The organism is Luteirhabdus pelagi (genome assembly GCF_016827595.1).
Lineage (GTDB): Bacteria > Bacteroidota > Bacteroidia > Flavobacteriales > Flavobacteriaceae > Luteirhabdus > Luteirhabdus pelagi.
The window spans coordinates 257561-279072 of the sequence record NZ_JAECMS010000005.1 but is presented as its reverse complement, the minus strand read 5'-3'; the positions used below and the strand labels follow the sequence as shown (position 1 = coordinate 279072).

Here is a 21512-nt window from a genome sequence, read left to right as displayed (position 1 = left end):
GAAATATAACCAAATCATGTATGATCAAGCGAAACCATTGGCTTTGTTTGCTCATCATTTTATTGGCTAATGTAAGTTATGCCCAAAACTTTAGTGCTGATGTCCGGGTGAAGGGAATTATTAGCGATTCACTCAATTCCTTTTGGACCTACAGCAACACCAATGGCCTTGTTTCGCCACACACGCGGCTGATAGGGAAAGTTTCTCCATTGTATGAATATGAGTTTCGAAATGAAGATTCTTTGGCAATTGGCGGAAGTTTCTTCTATGCCTATAATGCGAATAGGGAAGACGATTGGGCTCCAAACGAATACTTTGTTACGTATAGAAAGAATAAACTTGAGGGAATCATCGGTGCGAAGGAACGCGAACGAAAATACTTAGGTCTATCGGCTGTCGGAGGCGATATTTTGTGGAGTGGAAACGCACGCCCCGCTCCAGGGTTGTGGGTTGGTACCGCCGAACCGATTAGGCTGTTGCGCGGCATTAGTTTGGAAGCCGCCTTAGCGCATTATTTTTTATTAGACGATCGTGCTGTCGATCAAGCCTACATTCACTTTAAAAAAGTGATGGTGAACTTTGAAGTAAATCCTTCCTCAACTTTGGCAATGGGCGTCCATCATTATGCACAGTGGGGTGGTGTAAGTGAAACGTTTGGCGAGCAACCTTCGGGACTTTCAGCCTTGGGGAACATCTTTATCGGACAAGGAATTGAAGCGAATCCCAATAATGAAAATCCTGTAAATGCATTGGGAAATCACCTAGCGTCGTATCGCGTGAAGTTTACCAAAAGGTTTCCTGCTTCCCGCCTAGAATTTTATCACCAATCCCTTTTTGAAGATCTTCCAGGTGCTCGTTTAGCAAATTTTCCGGATGGTGTTTGGGGCGCTTTCTTAAAAGTGGATAATCGTTCAATCCTTCGTGGGATTTTATATGAATATGTTCAAACTACGGCAAGAAGCGGAGGAGATCCTTCCTTGGGGTTCGATAATTATTTCAACAATACTACCTATAAAAGCGGGTGGACCCATTATGGAAATACGATTGGGATGCCCTTCATCACGCCGAGGGGCGATGGTATGGGAATTTCAAACAATGTGTTGAAAGCACACCATTTTGGAATAATGGGACGCTACCTGAATTTTACGGCTCGGTTTAAAGGTAGTTATGTACAGGATTTTGGGTTGAATGAGAATCCCGATAGTATCGACGAAGAGCATTTGTATACCTACGTAAACGTGCGGTATAATTCAGATTATTACGGAACATTTGGTATCAGCATTGGATACGATAACAATAGCATACAGGACGATGCCATATCGGTGGGATTAGAATATAGCTATAGTTTTAAAACGCGATCTGGTATTCGTAGTTGCGATTGCAGCTATTGAGTTTCCTTTTTGAAACGTTCCAACAATTCATATTCGGGTTGCATTACATTGCGGAGTTTTTGTAAATCTTCATTGCTGATTTCCTCTTTGTAGCCATATTTTTTTTGATTTGAAATAGGGAGCGTCCAACCCGTATCTTCCTCTAACTTCTGAAGACCTTCCGAAAGCGATTCCGTGAATATCACTCGATTTAAGGAGTGAAGTTTTGTAAGCGCTTCTTCTACTGAAAAAGTGGATGAAAACATATACAGCTGATTCAAAAGGTGCTTTTTTGGAACCTTCTCTAAAAAATCAGTAAAGGAATTACCAAGCCATTTCCCTTCTACTTTCATAAACGTCCGATCGTTATTCGTTCGTTGATAATGCCGCAACATATTATAATGTGAAAGCACCCTTTTTACGGGGTCGCGTAAACACGTGAAGGTGTAGGTATTCTCCGGTAATTGTAATTCATGCAACGGAAAATGAGAGAATGCGTAATGATACTTTCCATCGTTGATTGCCATCCGATCCCAACCTAGAAAAACGTTGCCATTCTCGATAACGCGGCGTGTTTGCTTTGCCGCCATTCGTTCGTAAAGCGCTTCCACATCAGCTACATTGGCATTCGATAGAAAAGCAAAATTAATGGTCGTCCCGGCTGTTTTTCGGATATGGATATGGTAAATAGGAACGGTATCTTCAGATAGGTTCTCTTTAACCTTCAAATCCTCTCCATAAAATAGGACTCGATTCTTATAGTACCATAAATGTCGTTTTGCGTTTGTTAGCATTAGCTTCTCTTTAATTGAAAAGAATAAGATAGTCAAAATTTTATCGGTTTATAGACTTTTGAAGCGTAAAATATAGTTTCAGTAAGTTGCTTGAATTCAAGTGTTTATAGTTAAAAAAATATTAAACACTACTTCCAAATTGAAGAAATGTTTAATTTTATTATATAAATGTTAAACAAAAACGTATGGCTATGAAAAAACTACTTTTAATTGTAATGATTTGTTTGATCTCTTCTGCGGTAGTTGCGCAGACAGCACGAGTGCAGGTAATCCATAATTCAGCAGATGCTGCTGCAACTGAAGTGGATGTCTACATAGACACCGATTTAGCACTGGATGATTTTGAATTCCGCACCGCTACTGAATTTTTAGACCTTCCAGCGGAGGTAGAAATTGAATTATCGGTTGCACCTGGAAACAGTACGGATGTTGGAGATGCCTTGCTAACTGTTCCAGTCACACTCGCAGATGGCGAAACGTATATTGTGGTCGCCGATGGAATCGTAAGCGGTTCTGGATACAATCCTGCACCACCATTAACATTACAAGTGTATCCAATGGGACGTGAAGCAGCCACCAACGGATCGAATACAGATGTTTTGGTACATCATGGATCTACCGATGCACCCACAGTAGATGTGGTTGAAACGGGCGTCGGCGCAGGGACCATTGTCGATGATATTTCATACTCAGAATTCCAAGGATATTTGGAACTGCCAACCGACGACTATGTTGTTGAAGTAAGAGATGAAACAGGAACGACCGGAGTGGCAGCGTACAGTGCACCTCTGGCCACTTTGAACTTAGATGGTGCAGCACTAACGGTGTTGGCTTCTGGATTCTTAGATCCTTCGGAAAACTCCGATGGACCCGCTTTTGGGTTGTTCGCTGCAACTGCAGCTGGCGGACCACTTTTAGCGTTACCATCAGCTCCTTTAAATATCGAGAGTTTTGTTGCTGCTAATCTTGAAATGTATCCAAATCCCGCAACGAATTATATTACGATCGCAAATGTGCAGCGTCCTTTAAAATATGCTATTATAGATATGCAAGGACGTATGCTACAAGAGCAAGCAATTCTCAATTCCAATCAAGAAATTGATATTGCGCGATTGTCACAAGGCGTGTATCAAATCTTGTTCTATGATAATACAGATTTGATTGGATCTAAGAAGTTTATCAAGCAATAGTAAACTGTATATCGACTAATTAGCCCGCAGCGCTTTCGTTGCGGGCTTTTTTATTGCGTTTTTTCTTCTGAAACGTATGTAAAATTTTATACTCTGAGAATAACTTCTGCAGTTCCAGCATGAATTTCTAATGGCGAGTTATTTTTAATTCCTGCTCAACACACTCTTAGTTAATGAAATACAAAACTTGTTAAACCTTCTTTAATTTCTGAATTTGCATTCCATTCCTTTATAATTTTCCTTCAACAACAAAATCAATGGAAAATGGAAAAATGGTTTACTTCTTCAATCACAACCTTACTTGCTATCGTTCTATCAACTCTGGGAATATATATAGCTGTAATAGTGTACACACGAATTTTTGGAAAGCGGAGCTTTTCTAAGATGTCAAGTTTTGACTTTGCTATGACGGTGGCAGTGGGTTCCGTTATTGCTACTACACTTTTAAGTTCATCAGTAAGCCTTTTGGAAGGACTAGTGGGGCTCTTTTCCATCTATGTCTTTCAATTAACGGCAGCACGATTACGTAGCTTCAAATTGTTTCAAAATGCAATCGACAATACGCCCTTATTACTGATGGATGGTGAAAAGATTCTTTATGAAAACTTAAAAAAAGGGCGCGTTACTATTTCGGATTTACGTTCGAAATTAAGAGAGGCGAATGTAATCCGTTTAGATGAAGTAAGAGCAGTAGTTTTTGAAACCACCGGAGATATTGTGGTGCTTCATACGGCGGAGAACAATAAAGCGTTAGAGGATTGGCTGTTAAAGGATGTGGCTAAAGAATAAAACGAGTGGGAATCAGAAAGGATTCTTCAACAAAAGTATCGCTACCGAAAGTCCAAATAGTATATGGGCAACGACCAACTGTAAATAATATTCAGTTTTAGGAATAGCGGGCGGATTTCGATGGGCTCTAAACATCAAATACCAACCTATTACACCAATCAACCCAGCGAAGAACCCATATAGAATTCCCAACCACACAGAATGTGTTAAGCCGAGTAAGGTTCTAAATAATTGATAACCATAATAAAACAGTATCCCTAAAATATAATGGAGTAACCAACCTACCCAAATGCCTAGTGTAGTTCTATTGTTGCTAGGTCTGGCTGTATTAATTAAATACTGTAGCAAGTACGGTTGACCAAAATTTATATTTCGGGCAAGTGAATATAGATACGTAAAAACAGTCATAACCCCAACCGCTATAAAGTTGATAAGTAGAACTTTAAGTATATCCATATAATCATTGATTCAGACTATAAGATAATTACTATAATTAAAACGAAGTACTATGGAAGGATTTTTTATTAAAAACAAACGATCGCTGTACGGCGGCGCAATAGCATTTGTATTTACGGGAGCCGGAGTATTTATTTTGGGAAACGTATCGGGATACGAGGCGAAACAATTGATTTCTACTTCACTTTCAGGTATTAATATGCTATGTAATACCATTATTTTGGCATCTGCAACGATTTTGGCGCTATTACTAACACTTTTAGGAATAAGTACCGGTACCGAATCGAAGTTGAAAAGTGCCCATTACAAGCAAGTGCTTAATATTGCGAGCTTCGACACCATTTTATTTGTGGGGGCCTTGATCATGTTTCAGTTATTCAATATTCCTATAACAGAAGCCGACAATGTGCAGACTTCGTGGTACACTGCTATCTATTGGGCAACGCTTTTTACCTCTTCATTTTTAAGTGGAATGATGATTACCGTAATCCTAATGCTTTATAGTACGGTTACTAACATTATTAAAATCGTTGGGTTAGGACAAGATCATTATCTCATTTCAGAGGAAGAGATTGAAGAAGAACAGGAAAAGAAGAATGAATAGTAATCTTAGATTTTTTTAAGAAATAATTTTAAATAGTGGTTAAAAATTTGATTTTCAGACCTGAGCGTTTTTATTTTTAACTAAAACCCATCCATTATGAATACCATAAATGTTGTTTCCCTTCCGTTAAAGGATGTCATTAGGGATTTTGCTAAAGCATTTAACACTACCTATTCTGAAAATTGCCACGAATATACCGTCACACTTCCCCAAGAGTGGGGGGAAGGCCAGATCAAGGGAATCAACTTTAAGGAAGGGTTAGGGATTATACAGTACGATTGCACGTTTAAGGAGGATATATCCATACATTTTACCGTTCGAAAAGTACACCCCTTAAAATTTCTATATTGTGTAAACGGTCGCTTTGAGCATATTTTTGAAGAAGGCGATGACATTCACGAGGTGCAACAGTATCAAGGTTGTATTGTAGCCAGTCAAAACCATCTCGGCCATATCTTACGGTTTAAAGGAGGTGAGCATATCATGCTGGGAAGTCTCGAAATTGTACGAAACGATTTTCGCAGTCAGATGAAATGTGAATTCCAAGATATCGATCCCGCTTTGGATTCTATTTTCAAAGATAGGGAAGGAGAAAAATCGTTCTTCTATAAAGGCTATTTTTCACTTGAAATATCGAACATATTTCAGGAGATACGTGATTTTGAAAATAACGATCTCATCAAAAAGATATATCTCGAAGGAAAAGCCTATAATATTTTGGCCCAACAGATCATTGAATATCATGATGATGTGAACGGTGCTAAGCACTATAGTATAGCAAGACAAAAGGATGTCGATACCATTTATAAGACGGCACGCTATATCAAGGAACATTTGTATTCTTCTCTGGAAGTGAAGGATCTATCGGAAACCTTTCAGATTTCAGAGAAACGGTTGCAAAATGGATTCAAAGTACTGTATGGGAAAACGGTGAATGAGTATGTTCAAAGTGAACGACTGGATTCTGCACGTTTGCTATTAGCAGATTCAGAATTGAATATTTCCGAGGTGGGACATAAAATAGGGATTACAAACCGAAGCTATTTCTCTAAAATGTTTAGAGATAAATATGGTATGACTCCAAGCGAATTTTTGAAGAATCATCGCAAATAGCTGAGTTTATTAACAAATTATTAGTAAAAACGCCTAACTATCATAAAGTTTTGAAAACGATAGCGTATATGTTAGTATTGGTTGCGTATACGTTACTACTATTGTGAGTGTTGGTCTACTTTTAAAAGAAGTAAACCAATAGCATGAATTTTAAACTACTCTTTACTGGATTAACCTTGGCAGCTATAGTACTATTGCTTGTCAATTTTCCTTCCCTCATATGGCTAATAGCATTGCTTAATGCAATGTTATTAATGCTGCTTGGAACTGGTAGGTTACTATTATTACTGTCGAAAAATACAGAAGATATTCCTGCGCAGGGTATGGAATCATATCCTATGGTTAGCATTCATATTCCAATATGCAGTGAGCCGCCTGAAGTTGTGATCGAAACCTTAACGGCCGCATCGCATCTCGACTATCCGAATTACGAAATTATCGTACTTTCCAATAATACCCCTCAGGAAGCGTATTGGAAACCAATTGAAAACTTCTGTAAATCGAGAAACATTCGTTTCTACCATTATCCGAAAATTGAAGGATATAAAGCTGGAGCGCTTAATGAATGCTTAGCATTGATGGATGCTTCAACTGAATATATTTTTACTGTCGATGCCGACTATAAACTGCAAAAGGATGCACTGTCAATTGCCGTTAAAAGAATCACAGATTCAAAAGTCGATGTACTTCAGTTTCCGCAGCATTATTTCAACTCCAATTATGAAAGCATTGGAATTCGAGCCGATTTCAACCACTATTTCAATTATTATTCCGAAAGTGCGAATGAGTTTTCCGCACCATTACCGACGGGAACATTATCGTTGATTGCTGCAGAAGCGTTACGACAGGTAGGCGGCTGGCCCACCGAATCGATTACCGAAGATGCGCAGCTCGGGATCAAACTTCTTTCCAAAGGGTTCAAGACTTCTTATTGCAATCGTAGAATTGGAAGGGGCATGATGCCTACCAGTAGCGTAGAATTAAGGGTCCAAAGGAGTCGGTGGATTTTTGGAAACTTTCAAAGCCTCATGCATCTGCTACGGGCAAACCTAGGATGTTTTGGCAAAAAAGGTATGGCAATTTTGCAGCTAACGGCTTGGATTAATTTATTGGGAATACCACTCCTTATTGTGTTATCCTTCAATTTTATGCAAGTTTTTGGGTTTTCAAACGAAATGCTTTTCCCCTACAAAATAGCGGTGATCTCCATACTGATTCATTATTGTATTCAATTTTTCATTATCGGAAAATCGACCCAATACTCTATCCACCAACACATAATGGGATTTCTTGGGAATACGAGTTTAGGAATATTGGGAGCATTTAAGTGGTGGGAATACGCTATAACACCCAGTCAGCCATTCAAAAGGACAGATAAATTTGGATTACACCGTCCTTATTCCGTTCGTTCGTTCTTTTGGCCGCTATTGCTGATATCGTCCGGTTTTTTACTACTCGTAACTGAGCCCTCAAATTTTGGGTTTGGCTATTTCTCGGTGCTACTCGGATTATTCCTTTTCCTGGCAAAATTCTTCGAAAATTATCAGATGGTGAAGTCTACCCAAGCGCAAAAAGTTTCCATGAACCCTAATATTGAAAAGCTATGAGAATCGCCATCATCGCACATTCGCTATATCCGATTAAAGAACCCTATGCCGGAGGCTTAGAAATGATTACCCATTTGCTGTGCAAAGCCCTCAAAAACAGAGGTCATGATATCGATTTATATGCACATCGCGACTCGACCAAGGAGGTCAATTTGATTCCGATAGATATAGATTTTTCGTCTTCTTTGGATGGTAAGAGGGGCAACGATTTAGATAATGACAAAAACACCTATATCAATTACACCAAATTATTGTTTCATCTGAGGGAAATGCCCTATGATATTATTCACAATCATTCGCTGCATCATCAACCTATAATATTAGGGAACTTGATGGATAAACCCTTTATTACCTCCTTTCATACCCCTCCCTTTCCGAACCTGAAAATGGCATTGATGGCCATGCGTTATAATCAACATCAACAATTCACCTTTGTTAGTGAAAGCCTTCAAAAGAATTGGAATACCCTTGTTGAAGATTCGGAAGTCATCTATAATGGCATAAACCTGCAAGATTGGCCCTATTCAGATTCATCCAACAACTATTTATTCTGGTATGGAAGAATCTGCCCGGAAAAGGCACCTCATCTTGCAATGAAAGCCGCCATTGAAGCTGACGAAACACTTTATATGGCCGGACCTATTAGCAATCAGGAATATTATGATGATGAAGTAGAACAGCTTTTACAGCATGAAAAAATTGAATACAAAGGACATCTTTCCCAGCGTGAAATCTCGTCCGTATTGCGAAAAGCAAAAGCGATGATTTGTACGAGCACCTGGGAAGAACCCTATGGCCTCATTTATAGTGAATCGTTAGCATCTGGAACTCCTGTGATATCGCACGATGTGGGGGCCGCAAGTGAAATCTTGACTTCCCAAACAAGTATTCTTACGTCCCCCGGAAATACTGCCGAGCTTGTTGAAGCCATAACAAAAAGCAAGCGGTTGAAACGTGGTGCATGTCGTAAAAGGGCAGAAGCGTTCTGTTCGTATACAATTATGGTAGACGGATATGAACAACTGTATGAAAAGCTTTTGAAAGCTCCCGCCAAAACGAAAAAACAATTTAAAGGAGAACCTATATGATAGCCTATTATGCACATAGCCATGGAAATGGGCATTGTAATTACGCCCAACTGTTTGCCCAAAAGCAACCTTCAAAATCGGTGATATTGACGGATTCCGATTTTGATTTCGATGATAATCTAAATGTTACTCGATTAGAAAATGAAAACCTAAATAATGAAGCATGGAGTGAAGAGCATTATTCCAAACCCGATTATATGCATTACGCACCTTTGGGAATGCAAAAGATTTCAAGACGGAATGAAGCTATTCTTCATGAAATAAACAAGCATAAGATTCAGTTCGTAATTGTCGATGTTAGCGTTGAGGTTGCAACGCTTCTTCGCGTCAGCTCCATTCCGTACGCCTACGTGCGAATGTTTGGCAACAGAAATGATATGGGGCATCTGCAAGCCTACCACGCTGCTTCTTTTTTGCTTGCCTATTATCCAAAAGAGTTGGAGCCAAAGGAGACGCCCGATTGGGTAGTTGAAAAAACGGTTTATCTAGGGTTTGTTAGTGCTACTTCAAAAACACCCATCCCGACATATCCAAATCCAATAGCAAAAAAGTATATCCTGCTTCTTCAAGGAATGGGTGGGAATGATATGAATAGCACATTGCTTCAAAAACTGGTTTCGTTCTTTTATCCTGTTCCCATAGTAGTAGTTGGGAAAAACAGCTTACCACAAATGGAAAATGTGATAAATGGCGGTATCGTAGTAAATACCGCACCCTATATTCAACATGCCGACATGGTTATTGCGGGCTGTGGTATGAATACTGTTTCGGAAGTGCTTTCCTATGGAAAACCCTTTATAGGAAAGCCAGAGGAGCGACCCTTCGAAGAACAAAAGTGGTTGTTAAAGGCACTTGTTGAAAATAATCTAGCCGTCCTCTTACAACCCGATGCCTTGGATAGAACGGTAGCACAGTATACTGCCATAAATACGTTGGGTGAAGAAGCAATGGATAGGAGCGATTTTTCAGAATTATGGGATTTATTTGAACGTTACGGGTTTGATTTCGAGAAGGTTTCAAGTAATGTCTCAATAACGAATAATAGAAAAGAACAATCAGATATATGCAATTAGTTAGTTTAATAACCATACATTACAAAAGAGAAAAGCATCTCTGTAATCTCTTACGTGGCCTTGCAAGAAATACGGAAAAACCCGATGAGGTGATTATCGTTTCCATTGGCAAGAAAGCTACGATTGAAACATCGTATCCATTCGAAATACGGAATGTAGTGGTTCCATGGAGCGATACCGACACCCTTCCTATCGCGGAAGCACGTAATATTGGAGCAGAGAAAGCCAAAGGGAAGAAATTAATTTTTTTGGACGTCGATTGCATTCCAGAACGAGATTTCATTAAGAAAATCAAGAAATATGAAGAAAATTATGGTGGCTTAGTAATGGGAAACCCCTATTATTTAACGAGAAAATTATCGGAGACTTTTTCTGACTATGACTTGGAAAAGTTCAGTATTGCACACCCTAGTCGACCGCAACCAAAAAGCATCAATCAAGAATTAAACTATATGTTGTTTTGGAGTCTCTGCTTCGCCATAGAAAAAAAGCAATTCAATATTATTGGTGGCTTCGATACCGCCTTTACGGGCTATGGGGGAGAGGATACCGATTTTGCCCTTAGGGCGAAAGAACTGAATTGTCCCTTTTATTTATGCGATGCGATAGTATACCATCAACAACATCATATATACATGCCACCCTTGAATCAATTTGAGAATATTGTAAATAATGCGAATCTATTTTTTAGAAAGTGGGAACTATGGCCTATGGAAAATCATTTGAGTGAATTTACGGAATTGGAACTGATTGAGTGGAGTGAAGAAAGTACGAAGCCTATTGAAATTCTTCATCATCCCAATAATGATATGGTAACCAATTCACTCGTCGAAAATAAACCCTTTAGATAAATGATTATGCAACCAAAGAATATACATAAGGAATCTAAGATTGCTGAAAGGTTGGAAGACTTTATTCTAGGAAATGATCATCCCTGTATCATGGCACAAACCGTTTTTAAGATGAAGGAAACCACTATCAAACGGTATCCTACGTTAGGGACGGAAGCCTCGGCAATCGAAATCTATAATGACATAAAATCGTACCTAACTAGTTATGATTTTGATTCAAATGAATTTCAGACATTCATCGCTACCTTTCCTGAGAATTCTGTAGCGAATGAACAAGAATTTGAGAAATTGTTATGGAAGCAATTACAAGCCATTCATGAAGTAGATGCCGATCCATGGGATGCCTCGGTAAGCAGCAATCCAGACGATAGTAAGTTTAGCTTTAGTATTGGGGGTGAAGCATTTTTTATAGTAGGGATGCACCCCCAAAGCTCACGTAAAGCGCGTCGAACTCCTTTCCCCGTAATTGTTTTCAATTTGCACTGGCAATTTGAAAAGCTTCGCAAAATGGGAGCCTATGAACGGGTTCGGAATACGATTAGAAATCGTGATAAGGCGCTACAAGGCACTATAAATCCGGTGTTGAAAGACTATGGCGACGATACGGAAACAAAGCAGTATAGTGGACGTGCGGTAGAAGATGATTGGAAATGTCCGTTTCATCCTTCAGATTAAGAAATCCTTCATACCTTACCACTTCAAATAATTTGTTTCGATATGTATCTTCCATCTAAATACTCGGTTAAAGATCAAGCGGAAATATTTCAGTTTATTACCGAACATCCATTTGCAACATTCGTGATCAATGGCGACTCGCTTTTGGCGACACACATTCCCATCATTACCAAAGGAAATGCTGGAGATTTTAAGCTGCATTCCCATATTGCGAATCATAATCCGCAAAAGGCGTATCTACAAGATGGACTGGAAGGGTTGCTAATATTTTTGGGACCAAACAGCTATATTTCTTCCTCTTGGTACGATTATCCGGATATCAGCACCTGGGATTATAGCGCGGTTCATATTAATGTTAAGCTAGAAGTGCAGACCGATCGAGAATTGGAAACTTCGCTTCAAGAGTTAGTCTATCGATTCGAAAAGGATCAGGAAAACCCCATTTATTATAACGATTTACCCGAGACCATGATTCGGGAACATATTACGCGAATTACTGGGTTTTGGATGAAGCCAACGAAGGTTGAAGCTATTAAAAAATTACATCAGGGCTTTAGCAGCGACAATATTCACACTATAACAAATCACCTTCGTCAGAAAGAGGAAGGTCAGGCACATGAGCTTGCAAAAAATATCGAAAAAGAAAATGGTACAGACAATTCCTAAGCAGTCAGGAGCAGCGTTTACATTGAAAAAAGGCCAGCAGTTGAAGGTTATCGATCCCAATGGAGAACAGGTTTCCGATATGGTGTTGTATAATGCCAACGATTTCCGTGAAAAGATTTCTTCCGGGAAAACACTCGATTTCGAGGAATCGCTTCTAATTTCTAAGAACAACTACCTTTGGAGTAATAGAAGCAATAAGATGATGAGAATTTTAGAAGATACGAACGCACGAAATGATTTCCTTTTGGCCCCTTGCAGTCCTGAAACGTTTAAGATCATGTATGGGAATAAGGATTATCATCCGAGTTGCTTTGAAAATTTGGCTGATAATCTCAGACCCTATGGAATAGATCCCGATGATATTCCAACAGCCTTCAATATTTTTATGAATGTTCAGTTTGCTGAAGACGGTAAGCTAAGGGTAGAGCCACCGTTAAGCCGCGCAGGCGATTATGTGTTGTTCGAAGCACAAATAGACCTTATTGTTGGTTTGACGGCTTGTTCTGCGGAAGATAGTAACAATGGCACGTTCAAGCCCATTTTATATGAAATTATCGGATAATTGACGCCGTTTGTTAGAAAATACTATTCAAAATTTTGGAAACAAAAAACCCACAACTTTCGTCGTGGGTTTCTTTTTGCGGAGAAAGAGGGATTTTGTTCCAATCTCCCTCTTCAGGCATTTTGCAAATGCCAAAACCTTGAAAAGAAAAAAACCGCTAGAGTAAACTCTGCGGTTTTTTGATTTCCAAGCCTTGCGCTTGTTTGCGGAGAAAGAGGGATTACTCGCTACGCTCATGATCCCAATAGGTTATCCAATACAATTATAGAAACCAGAACCACCAGATGGTGGTTTCGCTTTTCGTTTTTCTTCACAAATCAAAACAAGTTTCGTTTGTTCCAAAAAACAAAAAACCCACAACTTTTCGCTGTGGGTTTCTTTCGGCGGAGAAAGAGGAACTATCCAAATTCTCATTTTTATAGCATTTGTAGGGCTTAAAACGACCCTCAAAATTTAGTGACACCGAATTCGCCCCTTTTTAACAAAAAATTGTGAGTTTTGAAATGTTTATGCGAACTGAGTGCTCAAATTCATATAAATGAGTTCAAATAAAATTTTAAGAGTAGATTATAGTAAACTTTCGAGAAAAGTACCGATTTTTAATACTTTTCTCGAAAGTTTACTAAGATAGGTCGTTTAATTACCTCAAATTGAAGGAGTGTAAAAAGACCATTATGATGGTAATTTTGATATTTTTTAGAGTGATTTCACCACTATATTGGTAGTTTCAGAAAGATACTTTCTCTTCCAAAATCTTGATCAAACCGGCATCATAATATTTGTAGATATCAGGTATATCCAACACGTTGATTTTTGAGTAGTATTTTAAGCCTGTATGCTTCTTGATTTGGTCGAGATGTTTCTTTTCCATCACAAATGCCTTATCTGCCCACGCTAACAAATCTTCAGTCAGCACAGTAGCTCCTTCTTTTCTGCAAATTTTAATATTTGTTCCTGCGCTTAGAAATTCGTGCTCTGGATATTTTTGAGAAAAGAAGTCTTCAGCTGTCTTTGAGCGTTGTTTGTTGGTGGAGCAGATGAATAGGTGGTTCATTTTAAAAGTTGGACTTTGATTTTATCCTATCAATTGACCAACGGTTCTTACGACCTCATAAGAAACATTGTCCAGTTCCTTAAAGTGTGCCTTGCCACACCTTATCTTGAGTTGCTCGTCTAAGTGGAGTTTAGTTAAATCTACTTCGTTGGTACCTGTATCTTTCGTTTCAGCTACGAAATAGATCTTAGTGTCATTTTGTAGTACCACCGCCCAATCTGGATTGTAGGTTCCAATAGGTGTGGGGATTTTGAACCAAGAAGGCAATTTGAAGTAGAACTGTACATTCTCGCTGGATTCGCAATCTGCTGCAAACTGGCTCTCTACTTTGGAGTCTAATGGAATATACTCTTCATAGATTGTTTTACTCTCATCGTTTACTGCATAGGTAAAGTCATTGATGTAAACTTCCAGTTCTTGCGCTTCAAAACGGCGCATTTCATACACGCTGCCTGCAATCTTCTCATACTTTATTCCCTTGATCATTAATTCGTACAAGGTGCGCCTTATAGCCTGTGTGCTCAGGTCAAGAAAAAGTTGAGGGTTGATTGATATCTCATTCATTCGACCTGATTTTTTAAGAATGGCAGCTATTGTGGATCTCGTGAGATCTGTTCTATCCTGTATATATTCATAAACATCTGGTATGGGCCAATTTTTCAGATCATAACTTTGAAAGCCTTCACTGGCGTACATCGTATCTACACCAGTAGCATCCATCGTTATACCGACCTTAACTGACCTTATGGAAGGTGCTTTTAGTTCTGGTAGCTCCTTCAACGCTTCGGCAGCTTTTTCAATTAATTTATCGGTGTCGTAATTTACGCGATAGGTAGTGTGCTGCTTGATTTTTTCCCAAAGTGTCAAGAATTTAGGGTCTGCTTCAAATCCCTTTCTGTACTTGATTGGGGTGCGTTGCCGTTTGTTCTTGATTCTTCCAGAAAAGGAAACGCCGCACTCGTCCTCTATTTCTTTTTGTAACGCTTTCGCGAAATCTTCATAACTCTCATTTGCTATAATGGTAAGCCTATTGATGTTTTTGTCCTTGTTTCTTATACCACGATCATTGACTGCCAATCTTAAACCACGACCTATTTCCTGTCGTTTCTTAATTTCAGATTTGGTTTCATTTAATGTGCAGATCTGAAATACATTAGGATTATCCCAACCTTCTCGTAGGGCGGAATGTGAGAAGATAAATCGCAATGGATTTTCTATATCCAGTAAGCGCTCTTTGTCTTTCATAATAAGGTTGTAAGTGTCTGCTGCATCAGCACTTTCTTTTGATCTTGTGTTGTCTGCTGTATCCTTCCATTTGCCTTTTTTGTCGCTTGCAAAGTAGCCATTATGGATGTCATTGATATTAAAGCGATCCAAATCTTCGAAAATCTTTTTTGCGACAAGCTCCTTATAAATTTCTTCAAACCACAAGGCAAACTTTCCCTTTGTGGCATTAGAGTTTGCATCATAGCTCCTGTAGTTGGCCACTTTATCAATAAAGAATAAGGAGAGCACCTTTATCTTTTCAGGATTACCATTCTCGTCCTTCAATTTTAGAAGTTTTTTTTCTTTCTTGAGATGTTCTTCAATAGTCTTGCGCATTTGGAATTTCATCAATTCCTCATTAAGAACGCCTTGTGACGCGCCCTTATAGATTATATTCCCGTTGGACAATGAAATGCAATTATTAGCTGCATCAATTTCTTCTATGATGAACCCATCGTTATAAATCTCGCGGTTGTTGGAAAGTTTATAGAGATCACTTCCCGTTTTAACGGTAACGGTTTTCTCTTTAACTCCGTTATCTGTATTGGTCATTATAGCGACTTTAGCAGAGACACCTCTTTTTGCTGCGACAATGGATTTGACCGCTACATAAGCCGCATTATCTGCATTTTCTTCCATCACGCTGTCTACTTCAATCTGCTTTACCAAACCAAGGTCATACGCCTTTACTGGGTTTAAATTGTAGACGAGATTATACGTATTTCTATGTGTGGCAGAATAGCGAAGTGTACAGAGTGGATTCAAATTTGCAATCGCTTCCCGACGTTTGTCAGTTTCCATATTTTGCGGTTCATCCACAATCACTATGGGATTTGTGCTCTTGATGTACTCTACTGGTTTTAATCCATTGGTTTTATAGTGTGGTTGATTAATAATATTGTCATCTTTCGCGAAAGCGTCAATGTTCATAACCATTATTTCGATCGTATTGCCGTTTGCAAAACCCTTGAGGCTGCTTACATTCTTGCTCTCATATACCTGAAAGTGAATGGGTTCCTTTTCATAAATATTCTGAAAGTGGTCGTGCGTTATTTCCAAGTTTTTCAATACACCCTCACGTATGGCCACCGATGGTACCACGATAACAAACTTTTTAAAACCATACTGTTCGTTAAGGTCATAAATCGTGCGCAGATAGACGTAGGTTTTTCCCGTACCGGTTTCCATCTCGATTGAAAAATTCATACCGTCCAGCTTTTTTGAGACTTCTATCTCATTGCGTTCTTGTATGGCATTTAGGTTTTTAAGCAGTTGCTCTTCAGACAAGATGAGATTATTTCTCACACCAACAATGAGTGATTGCTGATTGCCATGATAGACCTTATTGTTAACCGCTGCATCTTCTTTGGGCTGGCCTTCAAATAAATCGATCACGCTTTTGCGCGCATCGTTTTGGTAGGGTAAAGATGCTTCAAATTCTAATTTCATAAGCTTGCTCTACGTTCTAATTCATTCAGCCACCAGCGGAAGCGAGGACATTTTTCTATAATTGTTGGAAGGCCTATTTCATTTAAGATCAATACGCCGTCCACAATTTTGTTATAACCGCTTATCAAGTTCAATAATCTTTTTGAAGGTGCCGTTGCTGGACTATCATTAATATCTTCTGGCGAATTGTGACTATTAATGACGGTTCTTATCTGTGTCATATTTGCCTCATCTTCTTCAAATAGTGCCTGAATTCCTGTGATAGATGAAAACACCAAGGCTTCAAACTCGTGCAGCTGGATATATGGGAATAGGTGCGCAAATGATGCTCCTTTCGTTTGTTCAATATCCTCGCGGATTGCATTTTCAAGAAATAACAATCTGTCACTCTTATTTACAATAGCTGTTGCTTCATCATATCGCGGAAAATCTTTTGGTAAGGCATAAAAATCTATGAGACTGGATATGACCACGTTTTTTTCATAGACCGTTTTGATAATGTCCTTTTTGAAATGCGCATATTTAGTCAAACCACCTTTAGTGTGTTTGATCTTGAAGCAAGTCACGACGATGCCCTTGTGTATAAAATAGGGTTGCAGCATCGTGTTTACAAAAGCCTCTTCTGTATCGCCCTCTACAATGATTACTATTCTTCTCATTGTGGCTGGCCTTTGATAATGCTCTTGGTCCACAGTTCTCCCATAGAATAGTCGTCCAGCCATCTGTCCAGATCATTGTCGTCCAAACGATCAAAGCTGGATTGATTATCCACCTTGTCCACCGTTATGATATTCTCCGGTTCAAAATTGTTTAACAAGTTGACTGATTGGGTAGAGACAATGACCTGACAACCCTTTGCAGCCGCACTTTTAATCAATCCAGCGAGTTTATTGACTGCTACTGGATGCAAGCCCAATTCAGGTTCGTCGATGATGATAATGCGTGGCAGCTCTGGTTGTAGTAACAAGGTGGTAAGCGCCATAAAGCGCAAGCTACCATCAGATAAATGGCTGGCATCAAAATAGGTGTCTGGTTGATCGACCTCGTTCCAAATCAATTTTATACGTGTTTCGTCCAGTCTATCCGGTTCCAGATTAAAGCGTTCAAAAAATGGAGCGATACTGGCAATGGTTTTTTCAATACGTTTAAAACTTTTAGGGTGCTTTTCCTGTAGATAATATAAATAGGCTGCAAGATTATCGCCGTTTTCCTTTAATATTCTGTTATCATTAATATTTGCTGGCGTTCGTAATGGGGCGCTTGGACTGGTATCGTGGAAGTGGTAGATCTTAAACGTACTTAAGTGATATCTCAGATAATCATTTCTTTTTGTACTACTATTTTTAATCCAACTTTCTTGAAGGTTGAACTCATCAAAATAGGTGTTGTTTCTTGCTGGATAATAATAGCTTTTTTCAGTAGCAATAAATAGACTTCCATTTTCGCTTGGCTCTAAGATCACTTCATAAGCATTGTCTCCAAAACCTAAATATCCTTTTATTTGATCCGTATTTTTTCTGCCATAATACAAAAGATTATCTGCTCCTTGAGTCAACGCATATTTTTGCAATCTCAATTCATAAATATTATTGATGAATTTGAAAAATGAAATGAAGTTACTTTTACCAACACCATTGCTCCCTATAAGCAAATTGATCATACCCAGATCGAGATCCAACCTCCTGATAGACTTGTAGCCTTCTATTTTGATGTTTTTCAACATAATTTCTGAATTAGATTCATCCTTATATGGTTTTAAATTCAATACCTGCATCCTTCATTTGTAGGGCAGTATTTGTCTTTAACTGGTCATTGCCTTTAAACAACCTATCCAATGCAATTACTTTGATAGGTTTGAGATTGATGGCTGTCTTTACCGTTTCTTCTGTGGCCTGCTCCAGCATCAGAACCATCTCATTGTCATTAATGATATACAGACTATCCTTGTGGTTTATTTTACTGTTGAGGTCCTTACCTGACTTGAGCAGTAACTCGTACACCATATTTTCTATCACGGCATTTTCACTAACCGGATCCACAAACATATCCAGCTGTTTTTCCAGAGCCTTTTCATCCTTGACATCCAACTGGCGCCATTGTTTGAAGTTACTGTCTGATAGTTTTAAGACTTTAAAACCAAGGTCACCTTTGTAGTCTGGGTTTTCTTCTTTAATATTCTGTGATGACAGTTTAATTCTTTCCTTCGCCACATCAGAAAGATTTTTATATCCAGCCTTAGCTGCTGCGCTATTTTTATCTGTTTTTTCAGCGAGCTGAACGCAAATAAATTTCCTATTATAATTATTTTCTGAGTTTGACTTAAGAACCGAATGTGCTGAGGTTGCTGACCCTGCAAAGAAATCTAATATTATTTCTCCATCTTCAACTGGACTGATGGAGTTGACCAACATTTTAATAATTGAAGTAGGTTTTGGATAAGAGAAATAGCTTTTACCATCAAAAAGTTTTTCAACTTCAATACCGCCATCACTTTTAAGGGAAAGTATAGATCGTAATAGTAAACTATCAACGACATCCAAGTATAAGACAGAACTTGGCTGGGTGTTTTCATCTTTGTCAAACCAAATTCTTCCGCATAATACGGAGCCATTTGGAAGAATCTCAATATTATCAACATCTAATGCTTCTTCAAATGTGTCTTTTTTCCAGCGCCAACCTCTATCAGGTATGTTAACGGGCTTTTTAGTAAGTGGATGTAAAACTTCGTAGGTTGGACCAAATGTATTTGAATTTGGCCAACTCATATTAATTTTCCCCCATAAACGATAGTCTTTGTCGAGATTATTGTAAAGTGTAATACCTCTATCGTATCCTTTCTTTTCGTATAGTTTTCGAATTTGTTTTTCAGCTTCACTTATTGAAACACCTTTTCTTTTTAATTTTTTTCTCAATTCATTGATCTCATCCAGCCCTTCTTTTGGCATTTTAAATTCGTGTTTGAGATTTGAATTCTTTGCGTATATAAAAATATACTCGTGAATATTTCCTATTCCTTTGTCATTCTTCGGGACACGCTTATTCCAAGTAATACATTCTATGAAATTTTCCTCTCCAAAGATCTCATTCATTAAAAGTTTGAGATTATGCACCTCATGATCGTCAATTGATACGAAAATCACGCCGTCATCCTTTAAGAGGTTTTTTGCGAGAAACAAGCGTGGGTACATCATATTGAGCCAGTTGCTGTGGTACTGGCCGTTTTCCTTGCTGTTTTTGTGATAGAGGCCTTCCTTAGTCATATAACCGTCCTCATCCTTATCGCCCACACGTTTTTGATAATCTTCTTTTGTCTCGCTAAATTTATCTGGATAGATAAAACTATCGTTACCCGTATTGTAAGGTGGGTCTATATAGATCATCTTGACCTTATTGAAATAGCTACGTTGCAGAACCTTGAGCACCTCAAGGTTCTCGCCTTCGATAAAAATATTCTCGGTCTCGTCAAAGTTGATACTTTCTTCCTTGAGAGGTATGAGCGTTTGCGTGGCCGGTGTTTGCAATGCTCTAAAGGCATCGCTCTTTCCTGCCCAGTTGAGCACGTAGCGCTCATTGCGCAGGTCAATGTCCCTGCCCAGCGTGAGCTGCAGCTTTTCCCAGTCTATCTTTCCCTCGCTAAAGGCTTCAGGCAGCAGCTCCTTGAGTTGCTGTAGTTTTATTTCCTGTGGTGTAAGGCTTGTACCGTCCATCTCTTATTGTTGCTCTTTAGGGGTAATTAATAGTTCTTTAGGATCAATATCTAGTATCCGTGCGATTTCATAAAGTACTTCCAGACTGGGCTGTGCGCGATTCTGCACATAGCCGTTGACCACATTGTAGCTCTTGCCCAGCTTTTCTGCCAGCCATACTTGTTTAATGCCCTTGTTCTCGAGGATCTCCTTTATCCGGTTCATCGTTCCATTTTAGAAACGATAAATATATAAGATTTGTGGTTAAAATACACTGTTTTTTAGTGTATTGTGGAAAGGTGGTATTTATAGCAATGGCTTGAGGTAGCCATACAGGAATTGTGTGTGATGATGTTTGTTGGGTTTTCGCTTTAGCGAAAGCGTAAGGAATAGGATTAAAATAAACTGGTTTGTATGTCTATTTTAGGAGTGAAGGTTCCAATTATCATAAATGGATTTTTGGAACGATAATGAAAGCTTTTTGTAGTGCCTAAAAACAAATGCAAATCTTTTGTTTTAGCAAAGTCATCAAAGTACTTCTCCTTCACTTTTTCTACCGCGATTGCCTCATTACCTTCCGCGGCGGCAAGTGTATTTCTATAGAGTTGACCTATTTCCCAGTCTTCAATCATCATCGTGCTGGAAACACCTTTGTCATCTTCTATTTCATAAGAAAACTTGTAGGGAAGTTTTTCTGCAAGCTCAAATTTAAGATCTTCCATTTCGAATAGATTCTGCTGGTCATAAAGCGCTTGTAATTGATCCAATTTCTTTTTATCGTATTCGCCATCAATCTTTTGAACTTTAAAATTCTTTACACCAGTTGGTTTGAAAACAGCAAGTGACTTGCAATGATTTTTATCGTGAGCCTGAGATATCAATTGCTTCATATCAGTATGCACTTCATTCAATACTATTTGCTTTCTTAGAAACCAATTGTTTTTCGTATCAATTCTATCAAGCAACTTTATAGGTGTGTCTATCGTGGCTGGTCTAAAACTTTCCGGTCTAAAATCTTTATCGTTTTTAACAATATCCAACTCTATCCATTGATACTTTTTATACTGTTCGTTCGTCTTGAGCTTTCTAAATGGTATGGGATACAATCTAATCCAACTACCATCTTCTAAAAATCCAGCGGTACAAACCAACTCACCATAGGTAGATGAAAATGTGGGGTAAGTTTTTACAGTTATCAAAACTTTGGTAAGCGCCATAA

At 38.7% G+C, this 21512-nt stretch carries 21 protein-coding genes; 12 read left to right on the top strand and 9 right to left on the bottom strand.

Annotated elements, in window-relative coordinates; translation table 11 throughout:
• Positions 1-20: 20 nt before the first annotated feature.
• Positions 21-1391, top strand: coding sequence for a capsule assembly Wzi family protein (locus tag I4Q58_RS13640; protein ID WP_203296451.1), 1371 nt, complete (start codon positions 21-23; stop codon positions 1389-1391).
• Here I4Q58_RS13640 and I4Q58_RS13635 read toward each other — a convergent pair.
• Complete coding sequence (locus I4Q58_RS13635; RefSeq protein ID WP_203296450.1) at positions 1385-2164, bottom strand: sulfotransferase family 2 domain-containing protein; 780 nt, start codon at positions 2162-2164, stop codon at positions 1385-1387. The genes I4Q58_RS13640 and I4Q58_RS13635 overlap by 7 nt on opposite strands.
• Before the next feature lie 191 nt (positions 2165-2355).
• On the opposite strand from I4Q58_RS13635, the gene I4Q58_RS13630 reads away from it, so the two are divergent.
• Together I4Q58_RS13630 and I4Q58_RS13625 are read left to right on the top strand one after the other, a co-directional pair.
• Positions 2356-3354: a DUF4397 domain-containing protein gene (locus tag I4Q58_RS13630; protein ID WP_203296449.1), complete on the top strand. Its 999-nt coding sequence runs from the start codon at positions 2356-2358 to the stop codon at positions 3352-3354.
• 264 nt (positions 3355-3618) lie between these two features.
• Positions 3619-4143, top strand: a complete 525-nt coding sequence (locus tag I4Q58_RS13625) for a DUF421 domain-containing protein (RefSeq protein WP_203296448.1) — start codon at positions 3619-3621, stop codon at positions 4141-4143.
• A 12-nt stretch (positions 4144-4155) separates the two neighbouring features.
• Here I4Q58_RS13625 and I4Q58_RS13620 read toward each other — a convergent pair whose 3' ends face one another.
• A complete protein-coding gene (locus tag I4Q58_RS13620) occupies positions 4156-4599 on the bottom strand; it encodes a hypothetical protein (protein WP_203296447.1) in 444 nt (147 codons plus the stop codon).
• A 52-nt stretch (positions 4600-4651) separates the two neighbouring features.
• Here I4Q58_RS13620 and I4Q58_RS13615 point away from each other — a divergent pair, with 52 nt between their 5' ends.
• From I4Q58_RS13615 to I4Q58_RS13575, 9 genes are all read left to right on the top strand, one after another.
• A complete protein-coding gene (locus tag I4Q58_RS13615; RefSeq protein ID WP_203296446.1) occupies positions 4652-5203 on the top strand; it encodes a hypothetical protein in 552 nt (183 codons plus the stop codon).
• A gap of 96 nt (positions 5204-5299) precedes the next feature.
• On the top strand, positions 5300-6316 hold the full coding sequence (locus I4Q58_RS13610; protein WP_203296445.1) for a helix-turn-helix domain-containing protein: 1017 nt from the start codon (positions 5300-5302) through the stop codon (positions 6314-6316).
• A 143-nt stretch (positions 6317-6459) separates the two neighbouring features.
• Positions 6460-7923, top strand: coding sequence for a glycosyltransferase family 2 protein (locus I4Q58_RS13605; RefSeq protein ID WP_203296444.1), 1464 nt, complete (start codon positions 6460-6462; stop codon positions 7921-7923).
• Positions 7920-9011 (top strand): glycosyltransferase, encoded by a 1092-nt coding sequence (locus I4Q58_RS13600; RefSeq protein WP_203296443.1) that lies wholly within the window; start codon positions 7920-7922, stop codon positions 9009-9011. Before I4Q58_RS13605 ends, I4Q58_RS13600 begins: the two co-directional genes overlap by 4 nt.
• Entirely contained in the window at positions 9008-10084 is a 1077-nt protein-coding gene (locus tag I4Q58_RS13595; protein ID WP_203296442.1) for a hypothetical protein, read from the top strand. The genes I4Q58_RS13600 and I4Q58_RS13595 overlap by 4 nt, the downstream gene beginning before the upstream one ends.
• Positions 10075-10935 (top strand): glycosyltransferase family 2 protein, encoded by an 861-nt coding sequence (locus I4Q58_RS13590; protein WP_203296441.1) that lies wholly within the window; start codon positions 10075-10077, stop codon positions 10933-10935. Before I4Q58_RS13595 ends, I4Q58_RS13590 begins: the two co-directional genes overlap by 10 nt.
• Positions 10936-11610, top strand: coding sequence for a guanitoxin biosynthesis heme-dependent pre-guanitoxin N-hydroxylase GntA (gene gntA, locus I4Q58_RS13585; protein ID WP_203296440.1), 675 nt, complete (start codon positions 10936-10938; stop codon positions 11608-11610).
• A 42-nt stretch (positions 11611-11652) separates the two neighbouring features.
• Positions 11653-12276: an FMN-binding negative transcriptional regulator gene (locus tag I4Q58_RS13580; RefSeq protein WP_203296439.1), complete on the top strand. Its 624-nt coding sequence runs from the start codon at positions 11653-11655 to the stop codon at positions 12274-12276.
• Complete coding sequence (locus I4Q58_RS13575; protein WP_203296438.1) at positions 12257-12838, top strand: DUF1989 domain-containing protein; 582 nt, start codon at positions 12257-12259, stop codon at positions 12836-12838. Before I4Q58_RS13580 ends, I4Q58_RS13575 begins: the two co-directional genes overlap by 20 nt.
• Before the next feature lie 727 nt (positions 12839-13565).
• Here I4Q58_RS13575 and I4Q58_RS13570 read toward each other — a convergent pair.
• From I4Q58_RS13570 to I4Q58_RS13540, 7 genes are all read right to left on the bottom strand, one after another.
• The gene (locus I4Q58_RS13570) at positions 13566-13892 is read right to left on the bottom strand and encodes a phosphotyrosine protein phosphatase (protein WP_203296437.1); all 327 of its coding nucleotides are present in this window, start codon (positions 13890-13892) and stop codon (positions 13566-13568) included.
• Positions 13893-13913: 21 nt separating this feature from the next.
• Positions 13914-16607 (bottom strand): restriction endonuclease, encoded by a 2694-nt coding sequence (locus I4Q58_RS13565; RefSeq protein WP_203296436.1) that lies wholly within the window; start codon positions 16605-16607, stop codon positions 13914-13916.
• Positions 16604-17266 (bottom strand): DUF4276 family protein, encoded by a 663-nt coding sequence (locus I4Q58_RS13560; protein ID WP_203296435.1) that lies wholly within the window; start codon positions 17264-17266, stop codon positions 16604-16606. Before I4Q58_RS13560 ends, I4Q58_RS13565 begins: the two co-directional genes overlap by 4 nt.
• On the bottom strand, positions 17263-18330 hold the full coding sequence (locus I4Q58_RS13555) for an AAA family ATPase (protein ID WP_203296434.1): 1068 nt from the start codon (positions 18328-18330) through the stop codon (positions 17263-17265). The genes I4Q58_RS13560 and I4Q58_RS13555 overlap by 4 nt, the downstream gene beginning before the upstream one ends.
• Positions 18331-18352: 22 nt before the next feature.
• The gene (locus I4Q58_RS13550; RefSeq protein ID WP_203296433.1) at positions 18353-20314 is read right to left on the bottom strand and encodes a site-specific DNA-methyltransferase; all 1962 of its coding nucleotides are present in this window, start codon (positions 20312-20314) and stop codon (positions 18353-18355) included.
• A gap of 3 nt (positions 20315-20317) precedes the next feature.
• Positions 20318-20518 carry a helix-turn-helix domain-containing protein gene (locus I4Q58_RS13545; protein ID WP_203296432.1) on the bottom strand — a complete coding sequence of 67 codons (201 nt, stop codon included), beginning with the start codon at positions 20516-20518 and terminating at the stop codon, positions 20318-20320.
• A gap of 170 nt (positions 20519-20688) precedes the next feature.
• On the bottom strand, positions 20689-21510 hold the full coding sequence (locus I4Q58_RS13540; protein WP_203296431.1) for a hypothetical protein: 822 nt from the start codon (positions 21508-21510) through the stop codon (positions 20689-20691).
• Between the last annotated feature and the right edge of the window lie 2 nt (positions 21511-21512).

Coding starts and splice junctions, on each gene's coding strand:
- I4Q58_RS13640 (WP_203296451.1), top strand. CDS start 21: ATGATCAAGCGAAACCATTGGCTTTGTTTGCTCATCATTTTATTGGCT.
- I4Q58_RS13635 (WP_203296450.1), bottom strand. CDS start 2,164: ATGCTAACAAACGCAAAACGACATTTATGGTACTATAAGAATCGAGTC.
- I4Q58_RS13630 (WP_203296449.1), top strand. CDS start 2,356: ATGAAAAAACTACTTTTAATTGTAATGATTTGTTTGATCTCTTCTGCG.
- I4Q58_RS13625 (WP_203296448.1), top strand. CDS start 3,619: ATGGAAAAATGGTTTACTTCTTCAATCACAACCTTACTTGCTATCGTT.
- I4Q58_RS13620 (WP_203296447.1), bottom strand. CDS start 4,599: ATGGATATACTTAAAGTTCTACTTATCAACTTTATAGCGGTTGGGGTT.
- I4Q58_RS13615 (WP_203296446.1), top strand. CDS start 4,652: ATGGAAGGATTTTTTATTAAAAACAAACGATCGCTGTACGGCGGCGCA.
- I4Q58_RS13610 (WP_203296445.1), top strand. CDS start 5,300: ATGAATACCATAAATGTTGTTTCCCTTCCGTTAAAGGATGTCATTAGG.
- I4Q58_RS13605 (WP_203296444.1), top strand. CDS start 6,460: ATGAATTTTAAACTACTCTTTACTGGATTAACCTTGGCAGCTATAGTA.
- I4Q58_RS13600 (WP_203296443.1), top strand. CDS start 7,920: ATGAGAATCGCCATCATCGCACATTCGCTATATCCGATTAAAGAACCC.
- I4Q58_RS13595 (WP_203296442.1), top strand. CDS start 9,008: ATGATAGCCTATTATGCACATAGCCATGGAAATGGGCATTGTAATTAC.
- I4Q58_RS13590 (WP_203296441.1), top strand. CDS start 10,075: ATGCAATTAGTTAGTTTAATAACCATACATTACAAAAGAGAAAAGCAT.
- gntA (WP_203296440.1), top strand. CDS start 10,936: ATGATTATGCAACCAAAGAATATACATAAGGAATCTAAGATTGCTGAA.
- I4Q58_RS13580 (WP_203296439.1), top strand. CDS start 11,653: ATGTATCTTCCATCTAAATACTCGGTTAAAGATCAAGCGGAAATATTT.
- I4Q58_RS13575 (WP_203296438.1), top strand. CDS start 12,257: ATGGTACAGACAATTCCTAAGCAGTCAGGAGCAGCGTTTACATTGAAA.
- I4Q58_RS13570 (WP_203296437.1), bottom strand. CDS start 13,892: ATGAACCACCTATTCATCTGCTCCACCAACAAACAACGCTCAAAGACA.
- I4Q58_RS13565 (WP_203296436.1), bottom strand. CDS start 16,607: ATGAAATTAGAATTTGAAGCATCTTTACCCTACCAAAACGATGCGCGC.
- I4Q58_RS13560 (WP_203296435.1), bottom strand. CDS start 17,266: ATGAGAAGAATAGTAATCATTGTAGAGGGCGATACAGAAGAGGCTTTT.
- I4Q58_RS13555 (WP_203296434.1), bottom strand. CDS start 18,330: ATGTTGAAAAACATCAAAATAGAAGGCTACAAGTCTATCAGGAGGTTG.
- I4Q58_RS13550 (WP_203296433.1), bottom strand. CDS start 20,314: ATGGACGGTACAAGCCTTACACCACAGGAAATAAAACTACAGCAACTC.
- I4Q58_RS13545 (WP_203296432.1), bottom strand. CDS start 20,518: ATGAACCGGATAAAGGAGATCCTCGAGAACAAGGGCATTAAACAAGTA.
- I4Q58_RS13540 (WP_203296431.1), bottom strand. CDS start 21,510: ATGGCGCTTACCAAAGTTTTGATAACTGTAAAAACTTACCCCACATTT.